Origin of the sequence: Hymenobacter jeollabukensis (genome assembly GCF_005771675.1) — a bacterium.
In the GTDB taxonomy this organism is placed as follows: domain Bacteria; phylum Bacteroidota; class Bacteroidia; order Cytophagales; family Hymenobacteraceae; genus Solirubrum; species Solirubrum jeollabukense.
The window spans coordinates 154,366-173,766 of sequence record NZ_VAJM01000011.1 but is presented as its reverse complement, the minus strand read 5'-3'; the positions used below and the strand labels follow the sequence as shown (position 1 = coordinate 173,766).

Annotated in this window: 17 protein-coding genes; 6 read left to right on the top strand and 11 right to left on the bottom strand. The window is 63.7% G+C overall.

Annotation, left to right across the window (positions count from 1 at the left end):
* Window positions 1-31: 31 nt before the first annotated feature.
* Window positions 32-5,305, top strand: a complete 5,274-nt coding sequence (gene porU2 / locus FDY95_RS19765; RefSeq protein WP_171025760.1) for a putative type IX secretion system sortase PorU2 — start codon at window positions 32-34, stop codon at window positions 5,303-5,305.
* 76 nt (window positions 5,306-5,381) lie between these two features.
* Here the strand turns inward: porU2 and FDY95_RS19760 are convergent, their stop codons facing one another.
* The 4 genes from FDY95_RS19760 to FDY95_RS19745 form a co-directional block, all read right to left on the bottom strand.
* Window positions 5,382-5,867: a dihydrofolate reductase gene (locus tag FDY95_RS19760; RefSeq protein WP_138080252.1), complete on the bottom strand. Its 486-nt coding sequence runs from the start codon at window positions 5,865-5,867 to the stop codon at window positions 5,382-5,384.
* 88 nt (window positions 5,868-5,955) lie between these two features.
* The gene (gene fmt / locus FDY95_RS19755; RefSeq protein WP_138080251.1) at window positions 5,956-6,909 is read right to left on the bottom strand and encodes a methionyl-tRNA formyltransferase; all 954 of its coding nucleotides are present in this window, start codon (window positions 6,907-6,909) and stop codon (window positions 5,956-5,958) included.
* A 57-nt stretch (window positions 6,910-6,966) separates the two neighbouring features.
* On the bottom strand, window positions 6,967-7,305 hold the full coding sequence (locus tag FDY95_RS19750) for a hypothetical protein (protein ID WP_138080250.1): 339 nt from the start codon (window positions 7,303-7,305) through the stop codon (window positions 6,967-6,969).
* Between the two features lie 12 nt (window positions 7,306-7,317).
* Window positions 7,318-8,565 carry an exo-beta-N-acetylmuramidase NamZ family protein gene (locus tag FDY95_RS19745; protein ID WP_138080249.1) on the bottom strand — a complete coding sequence of 416 codons (1,248 nt, stop codon included), beginning with the start codon at window positions 8,563-8,565 and terminating at the stop codon, window positions 7,318-7,320.
* A gap of 63 nt (window positions 8,566-8,628) precedes the next feature.
* Between FDY95_RS19745 and FDY95_RS19740 the strand changes: the two genes are divergently transcribed.
* Window positions 8,629-9,843, top strand: a complete 1,215-nt coding sequence (locus FDY95_RS19740) for an ABC transporter permease (RefSeq protein WP_138080248.1) — start codon at window positions 8,629-8,631, stop codon at window positions 9,841-9,843.
* 223 nt (window positions 9,844-10,066) lie between these two features.
* Here the strand turns inward: FDY95_RS19740 and FDY95_RS19735 are convergent, their stop codons facing one another.
* Entirely contained in the window at window positions 10,067-10,768 is a 702-nt protein-coding gene (locus tag FDY95_RS19735) for a peptidoglycan DD-metalloendopeptidase family protein (RefSeq protein WP_138080247.1), read from the bottom strand.
* 245 nt (window positions 10,769-11,013) lie between these two features.
* Between FDY95_RS19735 and FDY95_RS19730 the strand changes: the two genes are divergently transcribed.
* Together FDY95_RS19730 and FDY95_RS19725 are read left to right on the top strand one after the other, a co-directional pair.
* Complete coding sequence (locus FDY95_RS19730; protein ID WP_138080246.1) at window positions 11,014-12,186, top strand: ferredoxin--NADP reductase; 1,173 nt, start codon at window positions 11,014-11,016, stop codon at window positions 12,184-12,186.
* An 86-nt stretch (window positions 12,187-12,272) separates the two neighbouring features.
* Window positions 12,273-14,015 carry a M3 family oligoendopeptidase gene (locus tag FDY95_RS19725; protein ID WP_138080245.1) on the top strand — a complete coding sequence of 581 codons (1,743 nt, stop codon included), beginning with the start codon at window positions 12,273-12,275 and terminating at the stop codon, window positions 14,013-14,015.
* A gap of 79 nt (window positions 14,016-14,094) precedes the next feature.
* On the opposite strand, the gene FDY95_RS19720 is transcribed toward FDY95_RS19725, so the two are convergent.
* From FDY95_RS19720 to FDY95_RS19705, 4 genes are all read right to left on the bottom strand, one after another.
* Window positions 14,095-14,439 (bottom strand): hypothetical protein, encoded by a 345-nt coding sequence (locus FDY95_RS19720; RefSeq protein WP_138080244.1) that lies wholly within the window; start codon window positions 14,437-14,439, stop codon window positions 14,095-14,097.
* Between the two features lie 23 nt (window positions 14,440-14,462).
* Complete coding sequence (locus FDY95_RS19715; RefSeq protein WP_138080243.1) at window positions 14,463-14,816, bottom strand: hypothetical protein; 354 nt, start codon at window positions 14,814-14,816, stop codon at window positions 14,463-14,465.
* Between the two features lie 131 nt (window positions 14,817-14,947).
* Window positions 14,948-15,538: a hypothetical protein gene (locus tag FDY95_RS19710; protein ID WP_138080242.1), complete on the bottom strand. Its 591-nt coding sequence runs from the start codon at window positions 15,536-15,538 to the stop codon at window positions 14,948-14,950.
* Between the two features lie 254 nt (window positions 15,539-15,792).
* Window positions 15,793-16,398, bottom strand: coding sequence for a TetR/AcrR family transcriptional regulator (locus tag FDY95_RS19705; protein ID WP_138080241.1), 606 nt, complete (start codon window positions 16,396-16,398; stop codon window positions 15,793-15,795).
* 270 nt (window positions 16,399-16,668) lie between these two features.
* On the opposite strand from FDY95_RS19705, the gene FDY95_RS19700 reads away from it, so the two are divergent.
* A complete protein-coding gene (locus tag FDY95_RS19700; RefSeq protein WP_138080240.1) occupies window positions 16,669-17,142 on the top strand; it encodes a hypothetical protein in 474 nt (157 codons plus the stop codon).
* A 61-nt stretch (window positions 17,143-17,203) separates the two neighbouring features.
* Window positions 17,204-18,241 (top strand): thiamine-phosphate kinase, encoded by a 1,038-nt coding sequence (gene thiL / locus FDY95_RS19695; RefSeq protein WP_138080239.1) that lies wholly within the window; start codon window positions 17,204-17,206, stop codon window positions 18,239-18,241.
* Window positions 18,242-18,358: 117 nt separating this feature from the next.
* Here thiL and FDY95_RS19690 read toward each other — a convergent pair whose 3' ends face one another.
* Together FDY95_RS19690 and FDY95_RS19685 are read right to left on the bottom strand one after the other, a co-directional pair.
* The gene (locus FDY95_RS19690) at window positions 18,359-18,880 is read right to left on the bottom strand and encodes a transposase (RefSeq protein WP_138080238.1); all 522 of its coding nucleotides are present in this window, start codon (window positions 18,878-18,880) and stop codon (window positions 18,359-18,361) included.
* Window positions 18,881-19,019: 139 nt separating this feature from the next.
* A complete protein-coding gene (locus tag FDY95_RS19685) occupies window positions 19,020-19,391 on the bottom strand; it encodes a hypothetical protein (protein ID WP_111480109.1) in 372 nt (123 codons plus the stop codon).
* Window positions 19,392-19,401: the final 10 nt, after the last annotated feature.

Here is a 19,401-nt window from a genome sequence, read left to right as displayed (position 1 = left end):
GCGTACTGACTTGGTACTAAGCAGATTTACTATGACACAACGATATACCCGGCTATTAGGTCGACTTCTGGGGCTGCTGCTGGCACTGCTGGCTGGCACTTCGGCCGTACGGGCCCAATCGGGGCCGTACGGCAACGAGTGGATTGTGCCCACGCAGACATACTACAAAATCAAAATCACCAGGGACGGCATCTACCGTCTCGATCAGGCTTACCTGACGCAGGCGGGCCTGAGTGCCAGCACCAACCCACAGCGCCTGCAATTGTGGCGGCGTGGGCAGCAGGTGGCCCTCTACGGCGGAGGTAACCAGGTACAACTGGACCAGTCCACGTACTTTGAATTCTTCGGACAGCGCAACGATGGGCAGCTGGACCAGGAAATGTATAAGGCCGCCGGCGACCAGCCGCACAAGCTCTACAGTCTTTTCACCGATACGGCGGCTTACTTTCTCACCGTGTCGGCCACGACCAACGGCAAGCGGATGACCGAAACCGCTACCGCCGCCACCGGCACCGTGCATCCGCAGTGGCTGCAACCGCGGTTGCGGCTGATGGTCAACCCCGAATTGCAGAATTACAGCTTCACGGTACCCTGGAGTGCCCAGCCGGTAAACAGCTTTGGGGGCCGGGGCTATTTTTACGGCCAAGGCGCTGAGCAAGGGGTATACTTCCCGTGGGCCGACAAAGGCGAAGGGTTTGCCACGCACGGCATTGAAGACAGCTTTACCTTCGTGATGGACTCGCTGTTCAACCGCTCCGGTGGCAGCGGGGCGCAGACCTGGCTGGAAATCCTACTGATTGGTTCCTCGCGCTTGGCCGTTACGCATTCGACCACCTTGTCGGTGCTGCCGGGCGGTACGGGAGCGCCGCGGCAGTTGACCACGGTTAACTACCCGCAGTTTTCCAGCCGTAAGGTCGTTGTCCGTTTGCAGCCAGGCGACATTGGGGCCAACGGACGCGTGGGCATCCGGGCTGCCGTGCCATCCCCCACCAATCCGGTAACGGACCGGTTCCGCATTGGCTACATCCGCGTGGTTAGCTCGCAGGCTACCCGGTGGCGTAGCGGCCAGCGGGCACTGCAATTCTGGAACGACTCCACGCAGGCGGGCCCGGCCTATTACGTCCTCGATAGTATTCCGGCCACCGTCGGCGGCTACGACGTGACCGACCCAGCCAACGTCCGCCGCACGGCCGGCGTGGCCCTGAGCGGGCAGCAGCGGGCCTACGGCTTTGCTAGTGCCGCAGGAAGCACGCGCCGCCTCTTGCTGGCCGACGGCGCACGGGCCCTGGTTCCCGGCCGGGCGCAGCGCGTGTACTTCCGAGCTTTGAATCCAGCTAGTTACAACTTTCTGATTGTCACCAGCAAAGCATTGATGCGGCCGGCGGGCGCAGTGGCCAATCCGGTGCGTGATTACGCCACCTATCGGGCAACAGCGGCCCCCGGTCGGCTGGCCTACGACACGCTGGTCGTAACCTCCGACCTGCTATACGACCAGTTTCACTACGGCGAACGGTCGCCGCTGGCGGTGCGGCACTTCGCCCAGTACATGCGCACGGCTCCCCGCGCCGACCGCTACCTGCTGCTGCTTGGTAAAGGGGTGATGCTCTCGGAAGACAAAGGCCAGTACGGCTTCTACCGGCAGGCTTCGGCAACGGAGCGCGCGTCAGTACCCGATTTGGTACCGGCCACTACCCGTAGCGGTTCCGACGTCTTCTTTACCGCCGACTGGCCCAGCGGCAGCTACGTGCCGCGCATGGTTACCGGCCGGGTGCCGGCCCAAACGCCCGAGCAGGTGGTCAACTACCTGAAAAAACTGCAGGCCCACGAAGTGCCCACCCTGGCCCCTTGGCGTAAGAATGTATTGCACATGGAAGGTGGCCAGAATGCCATGGAACACCAATGGTTTCGGGGCTACTTGCGCGAATACCAACGCTTGGCCGAAAAGCCTTTCTTCGGGGGCCACGTTGATACCGTTAACAACACAGTCGACGGGACGTCAACGGTAGATATCAGCCCGCAGGTCAATGCCGGGCTGGCCTTGATTACGTACTTCGGCCACGGCTCAAATTCCGTGCTCGAACTCAATCCGTTGCCTATCGAATTGTCGAGTAGCAACTACCGCAACATCAATAAGTACCCCGTATTCATGGCCGGCGGCTGCGCCATTGGCAACACGTACGGCGGTTTTGGCTCCATCGGGGAAAACTGGTTGCTGCTGCCCGACAAGGGTGCCGTGGGTTGGATGGCCGATTCGGACTTTGGCCTTGAAAGCGACCAGGACAACTACCTGCGGCGCGTGTACGAGTTGATGTTCAACGATGCGACTTGGTACGGCAAGCCCATTGCCGCCGTGCAGGGCGAAGTGCTCCAGCGCCTGCAGGCGCAGTGGGCGCAAGGCCTGACGGCTTACCGCGTGTCCATGCTCATGAACATCACTTGGCAGGGCGACCCGGCCCTGGCCATGTTCTCGCCCGACAAGCCGGACTACCAGTTTACGCCGGCCACGGCGCAGGTTAGCATCGAAGCCGTGAGCCCGGGCCCCATCCTGGCGTCGTCGCAGCGCTTCAATCTGCGTCTGCAGCTGAGTAATTACGGCAAGATCGTGCGCACTCCCCTGCGCATCACCATCGGGCGCACGGCCACGGCCGCCGGCTCGACCACCGCGTTGCCCCAAACGGTGGTGACCATCCCGTATTACCGCCGCGACACCACCATCGTCGTGGCCATGACCAATCCGGTGAGCGGTGCGGCGTTCGGCAACAACACCTTCACGGTGACGCTCGACAACCCGAACGTTATCGACGAGCGGGACGAAACCAACAACGTAGCGACGCTCAACTATAATTTCCTCAACGGGGGCATCACGATTCTGGCGCCCAACGAGTACGCCATTGCTAGCCGCGCCAACGTCCGATTGGTGGGGCAGAGCAACAGCCCGTTGTCTCAGCCGCTCAACTACCAGTTCCAACTGGATACCATCCCCGCGTTCAGCTCGCGCTTCGCGCGCACCTACACCGTGCAGGCCCGTGACCTGGTCACCTGGACGCCGGGTCTGCCTGCCCCCGTGGCCGGCCGCGACTCGGTGGTGTACTACTGGCGCGTGCGCTTTTCGCCGGCAGGAGCGCCGGCAGGGCTCGATACCACCTGGGTGAACAGTTCCTTCCGCTTCATCAATGGTAGTCCCAAGGGCTGGTCGCAGAGCCACTACGGCCAGATGGCCAGCGCTGCCAAAACCAAAGTATCCCAGACGGTGCCGGGTGGACGCTGGGAGTTCAACGAAATTACCCGGTCGTTGCGGCTACAAACGGTCGGCGCCCCCACGGATGACTTGTCGCAGAATACTTTTCTGACGGCGTACGGCATGACTGTGGACGGCAGGCTCATTCAGGGCGACAACTGCGGCCGGCCCGGGCTCAACCCGACCAACGCTAATACGATTTCCCCGGCCAATATCATGGTCGCCGTGTTTGAGGGCAAACGCCTGCGGCAGCTGAACACGATTCCCGGCGGCAATTACTCGCGCTGCGGCGACGTGGGCCGAGATACGTATTTTCACTTTGCCACCACTGCCAATCGTCGCGACAGCCTCGGCTTGGACAATATCAACACCAGCCGGCGGCAGGGGCAGTTGCTGGCATTGCTGCAAAACGTTCCCAACGGGGCGTACGTGGCGCTCGTATCGATGAACCGGGTGCACTTCAGCTCCTTCCGCGCCGACCTGAAAGCCCAACTGGCGGCCATGGGCTCCCAGCTCATCAATTCGGCCCAGGACGGCGACCCGCTGGTGATGGTGTTGCGCAAGGGCTTCCCGGCCCAAGCCCAGGAGGCCACCTTCTCGCCCGCCAGCCCCACGCCGCGCGACAGCCAGGTGGTGGCGCTGAACTACACCCTGCGCAGCCGCGAAGGCGCCGGCACGGTGGTCAGCACCCGTATCGGCCCGGCCCAGGAGTGGCAGACCCTGTACCACACCATCAAGCGGCCGGAAGCCAGCGACGCCTACACCCTGCGCCTGATCGGCTACGACGCGAACAACCAGCGCCAGGTGCTCCTGCCGAACGTAACTAACCCGGCTCAGGCGCTGACGGCCGTCAGCGCCCAGCAGTATCCCTACCTGCAGTTGGAAGCCGAACTGCGCGACACGGTGAACCTCACGGCCCCGCAGCTGAAGCAGTGGCTGGTGACCTACCGGGGCGTGCCGGAGGGTGTGGTGCGCCGTGACCACCCCGGCATCCCGGCCGGGGCCTACGACGCTGCCACGCTGAGCGCAGCCGCCAATACGGGCATCCTGACCATTCCGGTGTACTTCGAAAACGTATCGGATGTTGACTTTTTGGCCCGGACGCGCGCCAAGGCCATTATCACCGAAACGCGCAACGGCGGGCGCGTCGATACGGTTTCCATCCGGGCCACGCGGGCGGCGGGCTTCTCCCTGCGCCCCAGGGCCGACTCGACGGCCGTCTACAACTTCCGCCTGAACGTGGCGGGGGTGCGCGGACCGGCCACCCTGCGCCTGATTGCCAACTCGCAGGAGCTGCCCGAGCAGGTGTACTACAACAACGAGCTGAACCTAAGCTTTACCGCGCCCGACATCAGCGTGCCGCCAGTGCTTGACGTGGCCTTCGACGGCACCCACATCCTCAACGGCGACATCGTGTCGCCCAATCCGGAGGTGCTCGTGGACGTGCGCTACGAGGACAAGCGCCGTCCGCTCATCGATCCGACTAAAGTGCAGCTACTGCTCACCCGGCCCAACGCTGCCCCAGAAGTAGTGCCGATGACGAACAGCGCGCTGATTCGCTTCGTGAACGACTCCTCGGCCGGCCGCACCCGCGTGTACTACACCCCCGGCACGCTCCCGGACGGGGTCTACAAGCTGGAAGTGCAGGCCAAAGACATGGGCGACAACCAGGTGGCGGCGCAGCGTTACGGCGTCACGTTTGAGGTGGTGAACAAGACCAGTATCACCAACGTCTTCCCGTACCCGAACCCCATCACCAGCAAGGCCCGCTTCGTGTTCACGCTCACCGGCTCGACCCCGCCGCGCAACATGAAGATTCAGATCCTGACGGTGACGGGCAAGGTGGTGCGCGAAATCATGCAGAGCGAGCTGGGCCCGCTGCGCATCGGCAACAACGTGAGCAGCTACGCCTGGGACGGCACCGACGAATACGGTGACCGGCTGGCCAACGGCACCTACCTCTACCGCGTGGTGCTCGATGACCCCGACGGCCAGTACGAGCACCGCCGCACCGCCGCCGACCAGGCCTTCAAGAAAGGCTGGGGCAAGCTGGTGCTGCTGCGCTAACGCTGCTTATGCTCAACAAAAAAGCCTGGTTCAGACGGACCAGGCTTTTTTGTTGGGGCCAAACGCGAGTGGCCGCTTACCGCCGCCTTAGCGTCACGAAGCTAAAGGCGTAGGCGTGTTTCTCGTCGGGCTCGTGCCGCTCCCGGCTTTCCTCGCGCCAGGTTTCGGCTGGGAAGTCGGGCAGCACGGCGTCGCCGGCGGGGGCGTGGTGCACTTCGGTGAGGTACACCGTATCCACGGCCGGCAGGGCTTCGCGGTAGATTTCGGCCCCGCCGATGACGAACACCTCCGCGTCCGATGCGCGGGCGGCTTCCAGCGCCGCCAGCACCGAGTGGGCGGTTTCCACTCCCTCGGCCCGCCAGTCGACCTGCCGCGTTACCACGATGTTGCGGCGGTTGGGCAGCGGCCGGCCGATGCTCTCGAAGGTGCGGCGGCCCATCACCACGGGGTGCCCGCTGGTGAGCTGCTTGAAGTGGCGCAAATCGGCCGGCAGGTGCCAGGGCAATTGGTTGTCGCGCCCAATCACGCCGTTGTCGGCCCGGGCTACTACGATGGCAGTCATGGAAGAGTAATTGTCAAATTGCTAAATGGTCAAATGGCTGACAGTTCACTGTTTGTCAAACCGATCAGCCATTCGACCATTTAGCCATTCAACCATTTAGCAATGAAACATTAAACCCGCGCAGGAAGTCCGCTACGGGCATGCGCTTTTTGCCTTCGAGCTGCAGGTCGACGAGGTCGAGCTGGCCATCGGGGGTTTGTACGCGCAGGTACGTGCGGCCGTCGCTGAGCCAGCTGCCGGTGGGTGCCTCGGCCGTGGGGGCGCCGGGCAGGGCGTGGGCGCGGAATACCTTCAGGCCCCGGCCATCGGGCAGCTGGGTGAAGGCCGTGGGCCAGGGCGAGAGGCCGCGCACCAGGTTGGCCAGGGCGGCGGCGGGCTGCCGGAAGTCGAGGCGGCCGGTTTCCTTCTGCAGCTTGGGGGCGGGGCGCAGGTCGCCGCGGTCGGGCTGCGGAATGCTGGGGGCGATGCCGGCGGCAATGGCCTGCACCGTGCGCAGGGCCAGGGCAGCGCCGGCGTGCTGCAGCTTCAGGTACACCGCGCCGAAGTCGTCGGCGTCCTCAATAGGCACCTCGTCCTGGAAGATCAGGTTGCCCGTGTCGATTTCGTGCTGCAGGAAAAACGAGGTGACGCCGGTGACCCGGTCGCCGTGGATGATGGCCCAGTTGATAGGCGCCGCGCCGCGGTACTGGGGCAGCAGGGAGGCGTGAATGTTGATGGAGCCCAGGCGCGGCATGTTCCACACCGCCTCGGGCAGCATCCGGAAGGCCACAATCACCTGCAGATCGGCCCCGTAGCCGCGTAGCTCCTGCTGAAACTCCGGGGCCTTCAGGTTGGTCGGCTGCAGCACCGGCAGCCCGTGCCGCACCGCCGCCTGCTTCACTGCCGATTCGGCCAGCTTCTGCCCGCGCCCCGCCGGCTTGTCGGCCGCCGTCACCACGGCCACCACCTGGCAGCCGGGCCAGGTGAGCAGGGCTTCGAGGGTAGGCACGGCAAACTCGGGCGTACCCATGAAGACGATGCGGAGGGGGGCGGTTTCGGGCATGAGAGTCGAGGTAGAGCAGGCAAAACTAGCCAGAAGCTACAATTGAGTGGGGCCAGCCTAGAGAGTAAGCCAGGAAGTTTTGTCGTACTCAGTAAAATACACAGCCTCTCGGCCGGTATCCAGCGGAATACGAATGACGGCGCTGGTGTCTTGAAAATGCAGCAGCAGGTGTTGCTGATCCAGCAATTCAACGCTCTGTACTATTCGCGCTATGAACGAACACAGTTCGTTCCGGTAGGCAACTTCGCCGAAGCCGCAGTTGCCTTGCGGCAGCAGCAAAGTTGGCCACACATACAGCGTCATGCAGTCACCGTCGAATTGCAGCTGCAAGTAGTCCTGCACGAACACCACCGCGCTGAGCTGGCGGTCAGCTAAGATGTCAAGAAACTCACTCACTGACTCTTCTATCTACTTGAAATCCGGGTACAGCAGATACTTCTTGCGCATGAGCTTGTACTGGCCCAGCTTCGGCTCCCAGGCGGCCCGGATTTCCGGTTCCGACTTGCCGGCCACAATCATTTGCCGCACGGTGGGCGTGCCGGTCAGCTCCTCGAAGTACTTGCCGAAAAACTTGTCCTTGGCCGTGCTTTGCTGGTAGTAATCGATGAGGTACTTCAGCGTGAAGCCCACGTCGTTGCCGGTCTGGCGCAAATCCTGGCCGTAGCAGAGCTTGCCGTTCTGGGGCGGCGAAGTCGAACCCGCGTTGGGGCGGGGCGTGAAGGAGTAGGGCCGGGTGCTGGGCTGGGTGGGCGCGCCAATGACCTCGAAGGGCGTATCGGTGCCGCGGCCCACGCTCACGTCGGTGCCCTCGAACAGGCACATGGTGGGGTAGAGCGACACGGCGTGCGGGTTGGGCAGGTTGGGGGAGGGGCGCACCGGCAGGTTGTAGCGGGTACTGTGGGTGTAGCCCGCCACGGGCACCACCGTGAGCGGGCACTGCTTGCCGCCCGCCAGCCACTTTTCACCGTTGATCATCTTCGCCAGCTCGCCCACCGTCAGGCCGTGGACCACCGGAATCGGGTGCATGCCCACGAACGACTTGTGCGCCGGCTCCAGCACCGGCCCGTCGACGTACCAGCCGTTGGGGTTGGGCCGGTCGAGCACGATGACGGACTTGCCCTGCTCGGCGGCGGCCTCCATCACGTAGTGCATGGTGCTGATGTAGGTGTAGAAACGCGTGCCCACGTCCTGGATGTCGAAAATGAGCACGTCCACGTCCCGCAGCATCTCGGCGGTGGGCTTTTTGGTGGCCCCGTAGAGGCTGCGCACCGGCTTGCCCGTGCGCGCGTCCTTGCCGTCCTTGATGGTAGCCCCGTCGGCCGCCTCGCCCCGAAAGCCGTGCTCGGGCCCGAAGATGGCGGTGATGTTGACGCCCCGGCTCAGCAGCGTATCGGGCAGCAGGGCGCGGCCCACGGTGGAAGTCTGATTGACTACCACGCCCACGCGCTTGCCCTTGAGCAGCGGCAGGTACTTATCGAACTGCGCGGCCCCGACCTGTAACTGGGCCGCTGCGGCCGGGGAACTGGAAGATGCGGCCGGTGAAGAAGTTACGGTCGCGGTAGGAGCAGGTGGCAACGTTGCCGGCTGCGGGCGCGTACAGCCCGCATCTTGCAGCAACAGCAGCGTGCCGAGCACGGGCAGAGCAAGGGAAATCATAGTTGTCATCCGAGAGGGTGGGAGATTCACAAAACTAGCCGGCTTCGCGTAGCTTTACGCCCAGTGAACGTTTCGCGGTACATATCCCAGAAGATTGCAGGCTCCGATTCGGGGTCCTTTACTTCGTCGGTAACCAAAATTGCCATCATCAGCATCGCGATGGGTCTGGCCGTTATGGTTGTCTCGTTCGCCATTCTGGAAGGGTTTCGTAACGAAATCCAGGCCAAGATTTTTTCCTTCGGGGCGCACCTGACGGTCAGCAAGTACGACAACAACAACTCCCTGGAGGTGGAGCCCATCAACGGGCCCAAGCTCAGCCAGGAGATGCGCCACTACCCGCAGGTGCTAAGCATGCAGCCCTTTGCCCGCAAAACGGCCATCATCAAGACCAAGGACGAGGTGATGGGCGTGGTGCTCAAGGGCATCGACGAGCACAACGGCCGCTCGCCCATGCGCACCAACCTGGTGGCGGGCAAGTTCCTGAGCTTCCCCGACTCGGCGGCCTCCAACGACATTCTGATTTCGCGCAAGATGGCCGACAAGCTGCGCCTGAAAGTCGGTGAGGAGGCCCTGTTCTACTTCATCCAGAACCCGCCGCGCATCCGCCGCTTCAACGTGGCCGGCATCTACCAGACGGGCCTCGACGAGTTCGACGAGGTGTACGTGATGGGCGACATCCGCCAGATTCGGGAGCTGAACGCCTGGCCCGACTCCTTGGTGGGCGGCTACGAGGTGGTGCTGCGCGACTTCCGCCAGCTCGACCCGGTGTACGACAACGTGCTCGGCAGCCTGCCCTACGACCTGAAGCTGGACAAGATTACTGATCAGTACGCCCAGCTGTTCGACTGGCTGCAGCTGCTCAACCGCAACGTCATCATCTTCCTGATCCTGATCATCTTCGTGGCCACGTTCAACATGGTCGCCACGATTTTTATCATGATCCTGGAGCGCACCAACATGATCGGGGTGCTCAAGGCCCTGGGCGCCACGGACAACCAAATCCGCCGCATGTTCTTTTTCCGCGGCCTGAACCTGACCCTGAAAGGCATGCTCTGGGGCAACGTGGTGGCCCTGGGCTTCTGCGCCATCCAGTACTACTTCCACCCCATCCCCCTCGACCCCGAGAACTACTACATGGACCGGGTGCCGATTCACTGGGACTGGCAGGTCATCCTGCTCATCAACCTGGCCGTGTTCATCACCTCCCAGCTGGCCGTGCTGGTGCCCACCTACCTGATTGCCCGCATCAAGCCGGTGGTAGCCATCAAGTTCGACTAAGCGGCAGCACCAGCTGTCATTGCGAGGAGGCACGACGACGCAATCTTTCCCCTCGCGGCACGACGGCCCAACTGGCACTGCCCAAAAACAGCCCCGCTCGAAACTGCAGATACCAGTTTTGGGCGGGGCTGTTTTTAGTTTGTAAGTATTGCGTCGGTGGTACTACTAGAGGAAAGATTGCGTCGCTTCGCTCGCAATGACAGCTGGTGTCATCGTCAGCAGGCTAACTAAGCCAGCGGCTCTGCAGCACCAGGTTCGGGTCGGGGCACAAGGCGGCCCAGTAGTCCCGCTCCCCGGGCAGGGCCACGCCGGGGAAGTCGCCGCGGCGGCCCTGCAGGTCGGCCATGAGCTGAAAGTGCAGGTGCGGCGGCCAGTCGCCATTCTCCGGCCACGGCCCGACGGTGGCAAAGGCCTGGCCTTTTTCCAGCGGCAGCCCGGCCTGCAGGTCGCCGAAGCCGGCACGGCTGAGGTGGCCGTAGAGCGAGTAGAACGTAACGCCTTCTAATTCGTGCTGCAGAATCACCGTGGGGCCGTAGTCGCCGAAGTTGTCGTTGTCGGCCAGGCTATGCACGGTGGCGGCCAGCGGAGCCAGCACCGGCGTGCCGGCGGGCAGCCACACGTCCACGCCCAGGTGCAGGGAGCGGGCGGGCACGGCCGGGTCGCCAAACAGGCCGGGGCTGCGGCGGTAGATGACGCGGTTTTCGAGGTAGCCGCCCACGCCGATGCGGGCCTGTTGGGCCGTCAGCAGTTCCTGCACCAGCTGGTCGAAGGCCACAGTGTCGCGCAGGTCGGCGGTGGCCAGGCGCGGGTTGGCGGCGGTGAAGTCCAGGCGGGTTACGTCGGCGGCGTTCAGGTCGACGGGCAGCACCGGGCCGAAATCGGCCGCGTGGCGGCGCAGCAGCTCGGCGAGGGGAGAAGCAGACATTCGTTGGTGGTCAATGGTTGGTAGCCGGTTGTCAGGTTAGAGTGTCAAATCAGGGCTTCGGCCCAACGGCCTGACAGCCCGTGACTCCCAACTGACAACTATCAGCCGCGAAGATGCAGCGGATTTACCCTTTCCCTCGGTTTTGCCGTATTTTGCAGACCCGTTGCTGCCTAGGCGGCCGGGCCCGTTTTTCCCACCCCGAACCTTAAGTTTTCGTGCGCCGGCTGCGGCCGGCCGAGAACCGCATGAGCAACAGCCCTTACCTGACGCTGAACGTCGTCGAGCTGACCCGCGAAACCGCCGACGCCATCACCATCCACCTCGAACGCGCCGACCGGCAGCCCGTGCCCAGCCAGCCCGGCCAGTTCCTGACACTCATCGTGCCCTGCGGCAGCGGCAAGCGCCCCGAGCGCCGCTCGTACTCGCTCAGCAGCACCCCCGCCGACGCCCCGCGCCTCTCCGTGACGGTGAAGCGCGTGCCCGGCGGCCTAGTCAGCAACCACCTGCTCGACACCGTGCGCGTGGGGCAGACCATCGAGGCCTTGGCCCCGCTGGGCAACTTCACCACCGACACCAACCCGCAGGCGGCCCGCTCTTTGGTGCTCATCGGCGCCGGCTCGGGCATTACCCCGCTGATGTCCATCCTGAAGACGGTGCTGCAGCAGGAGCCCGGCAGCCAGGTGCTGCTGATTTACGGCAACCGCAACGAGGAAACCACCATTTTCCGCGAGCAGCTGCAGCGGCTGGAGCAGCAGTACGCCGGCCGCTTCCAGGTCGAGCACGTGTTCAGCCAGCCCAAGCAGGCCGCTAAGCCCAGCGGCGGCATGTTCTCGCGCCTGTTCGGGGGCGGCACGCCGGCCCCGCAGCCAGCGGCCGAGCACCAACACACTGGCCGCCTGAACCGCACCATGCTGCTGCGCGTGCTCGAGCAGCGCCACCCGGCGCCGGCCGCGCAGGCCGAATACTTCATGTGCGGCCCCGAGGGCATGATGGCCGAGGCCAAAGCCGCCCTGGAGCTGCTGGGCGTGCCCGCCGACCGCATCCGCCGCGAGAGTTTCGTGGCCTCCGCCGACTCGGCTGAAGCCGCCGCCGCCCAGCCCGACGGCCACGGCACCGTGCTGGCCGACGACAAAGACGAAATTTCGGCCCGCAAGGTCACTATTCAGTACGAAGGCACCGAGTACGTGGTGGAAGTGCAGCCCAACCAGACCATGCTGGAGGCCGCCCTCGACCAGGACATCGACCTGCCCTACAGCTGCCAGGCCGGCCTCTGCACCGCCTGCCGCGGCAAGTGCCTCACCGGCAAGGTGCACCTGGATGAGCGCGAAGGCCTGTCGGACCGCGAGCTGCAGCAGGGCTACGTGCTCATGTGCGTGGGCCACCCGCTCACCGACGACGTGGTCATTGAAATTGATTAACCCTTTTTTGCCAGTACGTTCTGCCTTTCTGCGCGCTGCTGCGTAGCATAGTGGTTCCAACCTTTCCGCCCGCCGCACCCTAGTCCATGCTTCATTCTCCTCTGGAAATTTCCGCCGACGTGACGTCGTCCCAACGGCCGGCCCGGCACTACCTGCCCGAGGCCTTCACCGTCACCGATTGGGCGCAGATTGAGCCGTACTTCGTCGAGCTGCGCGACCGGGCCATCGGCTCCGGCGCCGAGCTGGAGCAGTGGCTGCTCGACCGCTCCGAGCTGGAAGCGGTGCTCAGCGAAGACCTCGCGTGGCGCTACATCCGCATGACCTGCGACACCCAGGACCAGCAGCGCGCCGAGGCGTTTCAGTACTTCGTGAGCGAGATTGAGCCCCAGGTGGCGCCCCACGACCACGCCCTGAACGAGAAGCTGGTGGCCTCGCCCTATGCCGGCGAATTGGACCAGCAGAAATACCGCATTTTCCTCCGCTCGGTGCGCCGGGCCCTGGAAATCTACCGGGCCGAGAACATTCCGCTCAAAACGGAAATCAGCACCAAGCAGCAGGAGTACGCCGCCACGGTGGGCGCCATGACGGTGACCCTCGACGGCGAGGAAATGACCCTGCAGCGCGCCGCCGACCGCCTCAAGGACACCGACCGCGCCAAGCGCGAGCAGGCCTGGCGCGCCATTCAGGACCGTCGCTTGCAGGATTCGCAGAAGCTGGATGTGCTCTTTACTCAGCTCATCGGCCTGCGCCACCAAATGGCCCGGAATGCGGATTTTGCCAACTTCCGCGACTACATGTTCGCCGCCCTCGGCCGCTTCGACTACACGCCCGAGGACTGCTTCGCCTTCCACCGCGCCATCCGCGAAACCGTGGTGCCGCTCATCGACGAGCTGGACCTGGAGCGGCGCCAGGACCTGGCCTTGCCCGAGCTGCGCCCCTGGGACCTCGACGTGGACCCCTCCGGCAAAGCGCCCATGCGCCCCTTCGAAACCGGGCAGGAGCTGCTGACCAAGACCATTACCGTCTTCCAGCGCCTCAGCCCCTTCCTCGGGGACTGCCTGACCACCATGCGCGACATGGGCCACCTGGACCTGGAGTCGCGCAAGGGCAAGGCGCCCGGCGGCTACAACTACCCGCTCGACGAAACCGGCGTACCGTTCATCTTCATGAACGCCACTTCCTCGCTGCGCGACGTCATTACGATGCTGCACGAGGGCGGGCACGCGGTGCATTCCTTCCTCACCCGCCGCCTGCCCATGGGCGCCGACAAGCACCCGCCGAGCGAGGTAGCCGAGCTGGCCTCGATGTCGATGGAACTGATTTCCATGGACCACTGGGACGTGTTCTTCGCCGACGCCGACGAGCTGCGCCGGGCCAAGAAAACCCACCTGGAATCGGTGCTGGAAACCTTCCCCTGGGTGGCCACCATCGACAAATTCCAGCACTGGGTGTACGAAAACCCCGAGCACAACTCCACGGAGCGGCAGCAGCGTTGGACGGAGGTCTTCGACGAGTTCAACCAGCGCACCGTGAGCTGGCAGGGGCTGGAAAACTACAAGCCCTGGCTGTGGCAGAAGCAGCTGCACCTCTACGAAGTGCCCTTCTACTATATCGAGTACGCCATGGCCCAGCTCGGCGCCATTGCCGTGTGGCGCAACTTCCGCCAGAACCCGCAGGCCGGTCTGGATGCCTATAAGCGCGCCCTGGCCCTGGGCTACACCGCCACCATCGGCGAGATTTACGAAGCCGCCGGCATCCGCTTCGATTTCAGCACCGACTACCTGCGTAGCCTCGCCGACTTCGTGCGCACGGAAATGGCGCAGCTATAAACTGATAAAGCCCCAAAAGGCAACGGCCCGGCTGGTGACAAACCAGTCGGGCCGTTGGGCTTAAAAACAATCCTGCGGCCTACTGCGCGGCGCTGATACAGGTGATGGTGGCGTTCTGCCAGGTGTGGATGGCCGGCGTGGCCTCGGGCGTGTAGGAAATCATAACCTGATCGGGCAGGGCGCTGGCATTGGTCGTCTGAAAGGCATCCCAGTCCGTGCCGAAGGGGCGCAGCTCCCGCCCGTCGTTGAGCACAAGCAGGATCGGGTGCTCGGGGCAGTTGGCCACATTGCACATCGGGTAGCGCACGGTGGCAGGAGTGCTGCAGGCCGGTTCGGGCTCGTCCGGGTCGGTGCACCAGAGCGTGGAGCAGCCAGTCAGTAAACCAGTGGTAGCGGTGGCGAGAAATAGCAGGAGTGGGCGCATAAGAGACAGTGAAGTCAGTAGGATTAACGGCCCTGGTTGGCCGCCGGCGTGCCGCACCAACCGACCTGAAGCTGAATGCAGGTGAGCTTGACGCCTTCGCCTACCATGCAGATGCCGGCAGCCGGCTCGCTCACGTAGCTGATGGTCACCCGCTCGCCGTCGTGCTTGGCGTATTTCTGCCACAGCTCGCCGTGGGGCTCCAGGCGCTTGCCATCAGCCAGCTCCAGCACGAAGCCGCAGCCGTCCAGCCCCGTCAGGTCGCGGATGGTGGCGTAGGTCTTGCAATCGGGGTTGGGCTCGTTCTGGGAGTCCTGGCAGCCGAAGGCCAGCGGGAGCAGGGCCACGGCAGCAAGCAGCGAGAGTAGGCGGCGCGTCATAGGGCAGGCGGGTTAGCGTATAGAAGGCAGAGCGCCGATAGCCGCCGGAGGTTGCAGGCATCGGCAGCAGAAGGCACAAAAAAACGCCCGCGGAAATCTCCGCGGGCGTCAGTGAGCAGGGCCGTTTCAGATCAGGGCTGCAGCTCAAACAGGGGCAGCGGCTGCAGCTTGGAATATTTGCGGCCGGCCTTTTTCAGCGTGGCGGCATGCAGCTGCAGGTACTGGTTGTATTTCTTGGCCGCCTGGTCGTAGCGCACCCGGAAGCCGATAACCTGGCTGTCGGCCTCCTTGATGGTTTCCGTCAGCGCTTCCACGTCCTGGCTGCGCTCCAGCTGCGGGCGAGCCAGGTCATACACGGCGTTGAGCACCTGGGTCTGGGCGTTGTCGTAGGCATCGATTTTTGTTGATTCGCCCATGCTTTTCTGGTCGTAGCGCAGGCCAAGCAGCTGGTCGTTGGCCTGGCGCAGCTGGTCGGCCTGGGTTTTGTCGGTGCCCGGCAGCTGCTTGAGCGTCTGGAGCACGGCGGTAGTGGCCACCAGCTTCTGATTGTCGCTGTCAATCATCCGCTGCCAGCGCCCGTCGACGGTGTCGCGCAGCACGGCGAGCTGGGCCTTAGCGGCGGTAGGAGAAGTAGGGTCGACGACGGCGTTGTCGCCGGTTTTGCGGCAGGAAGCCGCGGCCAGCAGGACTAGCAGCGGGAAGTATAACAGCAGTTTTCGCATGACAACCTTCAAACGCAGGAGCGGCGCGGGATATTCCCGCGGAAACCGAAAAACCACAAATTTCAGGCCCGCTTGCCGCTAAAGTGGTGCCGCGCCCGCGAACAGTATGGCAACGAGGGAAAAAACATGCCGCCCCACGCAGGAGAGCGGGGCGGCATGGGGCGGGAAGCAGGGAAGAAAACGAGAGCAGCAGCAGGGCACCCGGATAACGGGGAAAAGCAGGGGGGAATGCTCATCCGAGGGCCCCGCTGCGCTCAGGTTGTGGGATTGTAGTCGGTAGCCAGACCGCCCAGCAGCTGGTCGGTGAGACGCTCGGCAATCTGGTCGGGGTTCAGCTTGCCGTCGGGGCGGTACCAGTTGGGCAGCCAGGTCAGGCTGGCAAACAAGGTCAGAGTGGCAAAGGCCGGGTCGGGGGTGCGCAGGGCGCCATCGGCCACGCCCCGGGCAATCATGTCGCGGAAGGCGGCCTCGTAGCCGCGCTGCAGCTGCACGAATTCCGACAGGGCCGGCTCGCTCAGGTGGCGCCACTCGTGCAGAAACACGGCCGAGGCGTCGGTGTCGCGGATGAGCACGCGCACGTGGCTGTCGATGGCCAGGCGCAGGTGCACGGCGGCGGGTGCCAGGTCGTCGGCGGTGGCGGCGCGCAGGCCGGCCATGAACTCGTCGGCTACCCGGAAGCAGATGCGGTGCAGCAGCTCTTCCTTGGAGCGGATGTGGGAATAAATGCTGCCGGCCTCGATGCCCAATGCCGCCGCCAGCTCGCGCATGCTGGTGGCCGCGTAGCCGCGCCGCCGAAACAGCGCGGTGGCCGTCTGGTCGATCTGGGCTTTGCGGGAGAGGGTGGGCGTCGTAGATTCCATAAGGGGCGTAACGGCAAACAAATATACTGGTTCCTAACGTTCGTTAGCAAGCAATGGTTGTGGTTTTCTTTCGCGTTGCCGAAGTTTGGTGGTCGATATTACGACTATCTTTTTCATTCTCATATGGTTTTTCGCAAACGTTTGGGGGCTTTGCTGCTCCTGCTAAGTAGCTGTGGCGGCGAACAGGCGCCCTCGGTTTCGGAGGAGACCCAGACTCCCGTGGCAGCGGCAACACCAAACTCACCGGAAGCGGCACGCTACGCGGGCTCCGTGCGGCATTTTCTGCGGTGGTACCAGGGCCACCAGGCCGAGCTGGACCGGCTGCTGACTGCCACCGTCAGCAAGCAGGGCCGCGGCGACACCGCGCATTACCAGGTGGATTATGCCCGGGCGCAGCGCTACCTCGACTACCTGACCAAAGCCGGCTGGTTTACGCCGCAGTTCGTGCGCGACCAGGCCCAGCAGTTCCGGCGCCGTGACGCCGATTTTCGCCGCACCCGCCAGGCTTACGGACCGCCAGTGGGCTTCGGCTTCGGTTGGATTCTATACACCCCGCAGCCCGAAAAGGTAGTGGCGGCGGCGCTGGCCACCGGCCGCATTACGGCCACCGAAACCGGCGCGGGGCAGTGGCAGGCGCGGGTGCAGCTGCCCGGCAACGGCCGGCTGGTGCTGGATTGGGTGGCCGCCAAGGATTCGGCCCGCCTTGAAACCATTTACCCCGACGGCATCGAGCAGGCAGAGTAATCATGGATTCGGGGCTGCGGGGCGCTACCTTTGCGGCCCGCGCACCGTAGTGCCTACTGCTATGTCCGAACAAGTAACTCCGCTCAATCAAGTCGGCGAAATCGGCCTGATTCGCCTGATTCAGGATACCGTCACCCTGCACCAGCCCAGCACCGTGCTCGGCATCGGCGACGACGCGGCCATCCTGGCCCCGCCCGCCGAGCACGAAATCGTCGTCAGCACCGACCTGTTGGTGGAAGGCGTGCATTTCGACCTCGCGTTCTGCCCCCTGCGCCATTTGGGCTACAAGGCCGTGGCCGTCAACGTCTCCGACATTGCCGCCATGAACGCCTTGCCCACCCAGATTACCGTGAGCCTGGCCCTGCCCAGCCGCTTTTCGGTGGAGGCGGTGCAGGAATTCTACGACGGCGTGCGCCTGGCCTCGGAAGCTTACCGCGTCGACGTGGTGGGCGGCGACACCACCGCTTCGCGCGGCGGGCTGGTGGTGTCCGTCACGGCCCTGGGCACGGTGGCCCGCGGGCAGGCGGCGCGGCGCTCCGGCGCGCAGGTGAATGATTTGATCTGCGTGACGGGCGACCTAGGCGCGGCTTACCTGGGCCTGCAGATCCTGGAGCGCGAAAAGCAGGCTTACCTGGCCGACCCCGAAACCCAGCCCAACCTGGAAGCCTACGACTACGTGGTGCAGCGCCAGCTGCGCCCCGAGGCCCGCATGGACGTGGTGCACATGCTGCGCGACCTGGGCGTGACGCCCACCAGCATGATTGACGTATCGGACGGGCTGGCCTCGGAGGTGATGCACCTGTGCGCCGCCTCGGGCGTGGGCGCCACCATCTTCTCCGACCGCCTGCCCGCCGACCAGCAGGTGTACGACGTGGCCGACGAGTTCCGGCTCGATCCGGTGATGTGCATCCTCAACGGCGGCGAGGACTACGAGCTGCTGTTCACGGTGCCCTTGTCGGACTTCGACAAGCTCAAGAACCACCCCGACGTGACCATCATCGGCAAAATCACCGAGGCCGCGGACGGCGCTATTTTGGCGACGAAAGGCGGCAACGCCGTGCCGCTGCGGGCCCAGGGCTGGTCGCACTTCGGGCGGTAGTGAAGTGGGGCGGTACTACGACTTTAAAGTCGTAGTACCGCTGTCGTTGCTGACGTTGAACAATCCGGATCAATACAGCGCTGCCGCTACATCAGCTGGCAGCGTTTGCCGGATAAGCTATGCTATTTGCGCCGCTTCAGTCGGCAAATTCAGCACCTCTATTGCGGCTGCCCGGTCGCATAATGTGCCGCTACGCAGGCCGGCGTAATCCTGGTACGAAGACCAGACCCATTGTGCCGGCTCCCTGACCAGCTCAGCCCGCAGCGGATTCTGGTGGATGTAGCAAAAGCAGGCCAGCGCGTATTCGTTGTTGTCCAGTTCCTTGGCTTTGGTGTGCTGCTGAAACAACGAACCGGTGCGGCCATATTGGCTTTGAATGGCTCGGGTATACGAACTAAGCAGCAGACGTAAGTCAATGCTGCAGCGGGGCAGATCGGCTCGCTCGCGCACCTGCACCAGCAAATGGAAGTGATTCGGCATTAGGCACCAGGCCAGGATGCGCAGGTGAGGCGTGAGGTAGCGGCGGAGCTTGGTGAGGAAATACCGATAGTTCTCCGGCGAGTAGAAAATAGCTTCGCGGTTGTTGCCTCGATTGTAGATATGATACAGCTTGTGCGGCTGTAGATTGAGAGCTGACATAATCGATAAGGGTAGTTAGCGCAGAGGTAGTACCAATTGCCGAAGGCTTGGTACTACCTCTGTTATTGAGCCAATATAACCGTTCAACGTCAGCAACGATAGTGGTACTACGACTTTTGAGTCGTAGTACCACTTCGGCCTAGTCCTCCGGGTAGGGCACGAAGACGAACTTGGTAAACTCGCCGTCGACCACGAAGAGGCAGCAGAACTCGTCGGGGTCTTTGTAGGCGCGCTGGAAATCTTCGACCAATTCCTCGGCCACCAGGCCCTGCTGCACGAACACGTCGAGGTAGGAGGCCAGCACGTACCACTCGGTGGCTACTTCCTCGGGGGAGAGGAGCAGGGAGCCGAAGGGCACCGGGACGCGGGAGAAGATGAAAATGGGGTACTTGATGTCGTTGCGGCGGATCTGGTAGGAGGCTTCCTTCAGCGTATCGGCCACAATGGCGAAGTCCTTGGTGATGGTGCCGAGGTACTTGCCGCTCAGCTCGGGGTCGTTGGCGTAGTCCATGTGAAAGGGA

Coding starts and splice junctions, on each gene's coding strand:
- porU2 (WP_171025760.1), top strand. CDS start 32: ATGACACAACGATATACCCGGCTATTAGGTCGACTTCTGGGGCTGCTG.
- FDY95_RS19760 (WP_138080252.1), bottom strand. CDS start 5,867: ATGACTGCCATCGTAGTAGCCCGGGCCGACAACGGCGTGATTGGGCGC.
- fmt (WP_138080251.1), bottom strand. CDS start 6,909: ATGCCCGAAACCGCCCCCCTCCGCATCGTCTTCATGGGTACGCCCGAG.
- FDY95_RS19745 (WP_138080249.1), bottom strand. CDS start 8,565: ATGATTTCCCTTGCTCTGCCCGTGCTCGGCACGCTGCTGTTGCTGCAA.
- FDY95_RS19735 (WP_138080247.1), bottom strand. CDS start 10,768: ATGTCTGCTTCTCCCCTCGCCGAGCTGCTGCGCCGCCACGCGGCCGAT.
- FDY95_RS19730 (WP_138080246.1), top strand. CDS start 11,014: ATGAGCAACAGCCCTTACCTGACGCTGAACGTCGTCGAGCTGACCCGC.
- FDY95_RS19725 (WP_138080245.1), top strand. CDS start 12,273: ATGCTTCATTCTCCTCTGGAAATTTCCGCCGACGTGACGTCGTCCCAA.
- FDY95_RS19720 (WP_138080244.1), bottom strand. CDS start 14,439: ATGCGCCCACTCCTGCTATTTCTCGCCACCGCTACCACTGGTTTACTG.
- FDY95_RS19715 (WP_138080243.1), bottom strand. CDS start 14,816: ATGACGCGCCGCCTACTCTCGCTGCTTGCTGCCGTGGCCCTGCTCCCG.
- FDY95_RS19710 (WP_138080242.1), bottom strand. CDS start 15,538: ATGCGAAAACTGCTGTTATACTTCCCGCTGCTAGTCCTGCTGGCCGCG.
- FDY95_RS19705 (WP_138080241.1), bottom strand. CDS start 16,398: ATGGAATCTACGACGCCCACCCTCTCCCGCAAAGCCCAGATCGACCAG.
- thiL (WP_138080239.1), top strand. CDS start 17,204: ATGTCCGAACAAGTAACTCCGCTCAATCAAGTCGGCGAAATCGGCCTG.
- FDY95_RS19690 (WP_138080238.1), bottom strand. CDS start 18,880: ATGTCAGCTCTCAATCTACAGCCGCACAAGCTGTATCATATCTACAAT.
- FDY95_RS19685 (WP_111480109.1), bottom strand. CDS start 19,391: ATGGACTACGCCAACGACCCCGAGCTGAGCGGCAAGTACCTCGGCACC.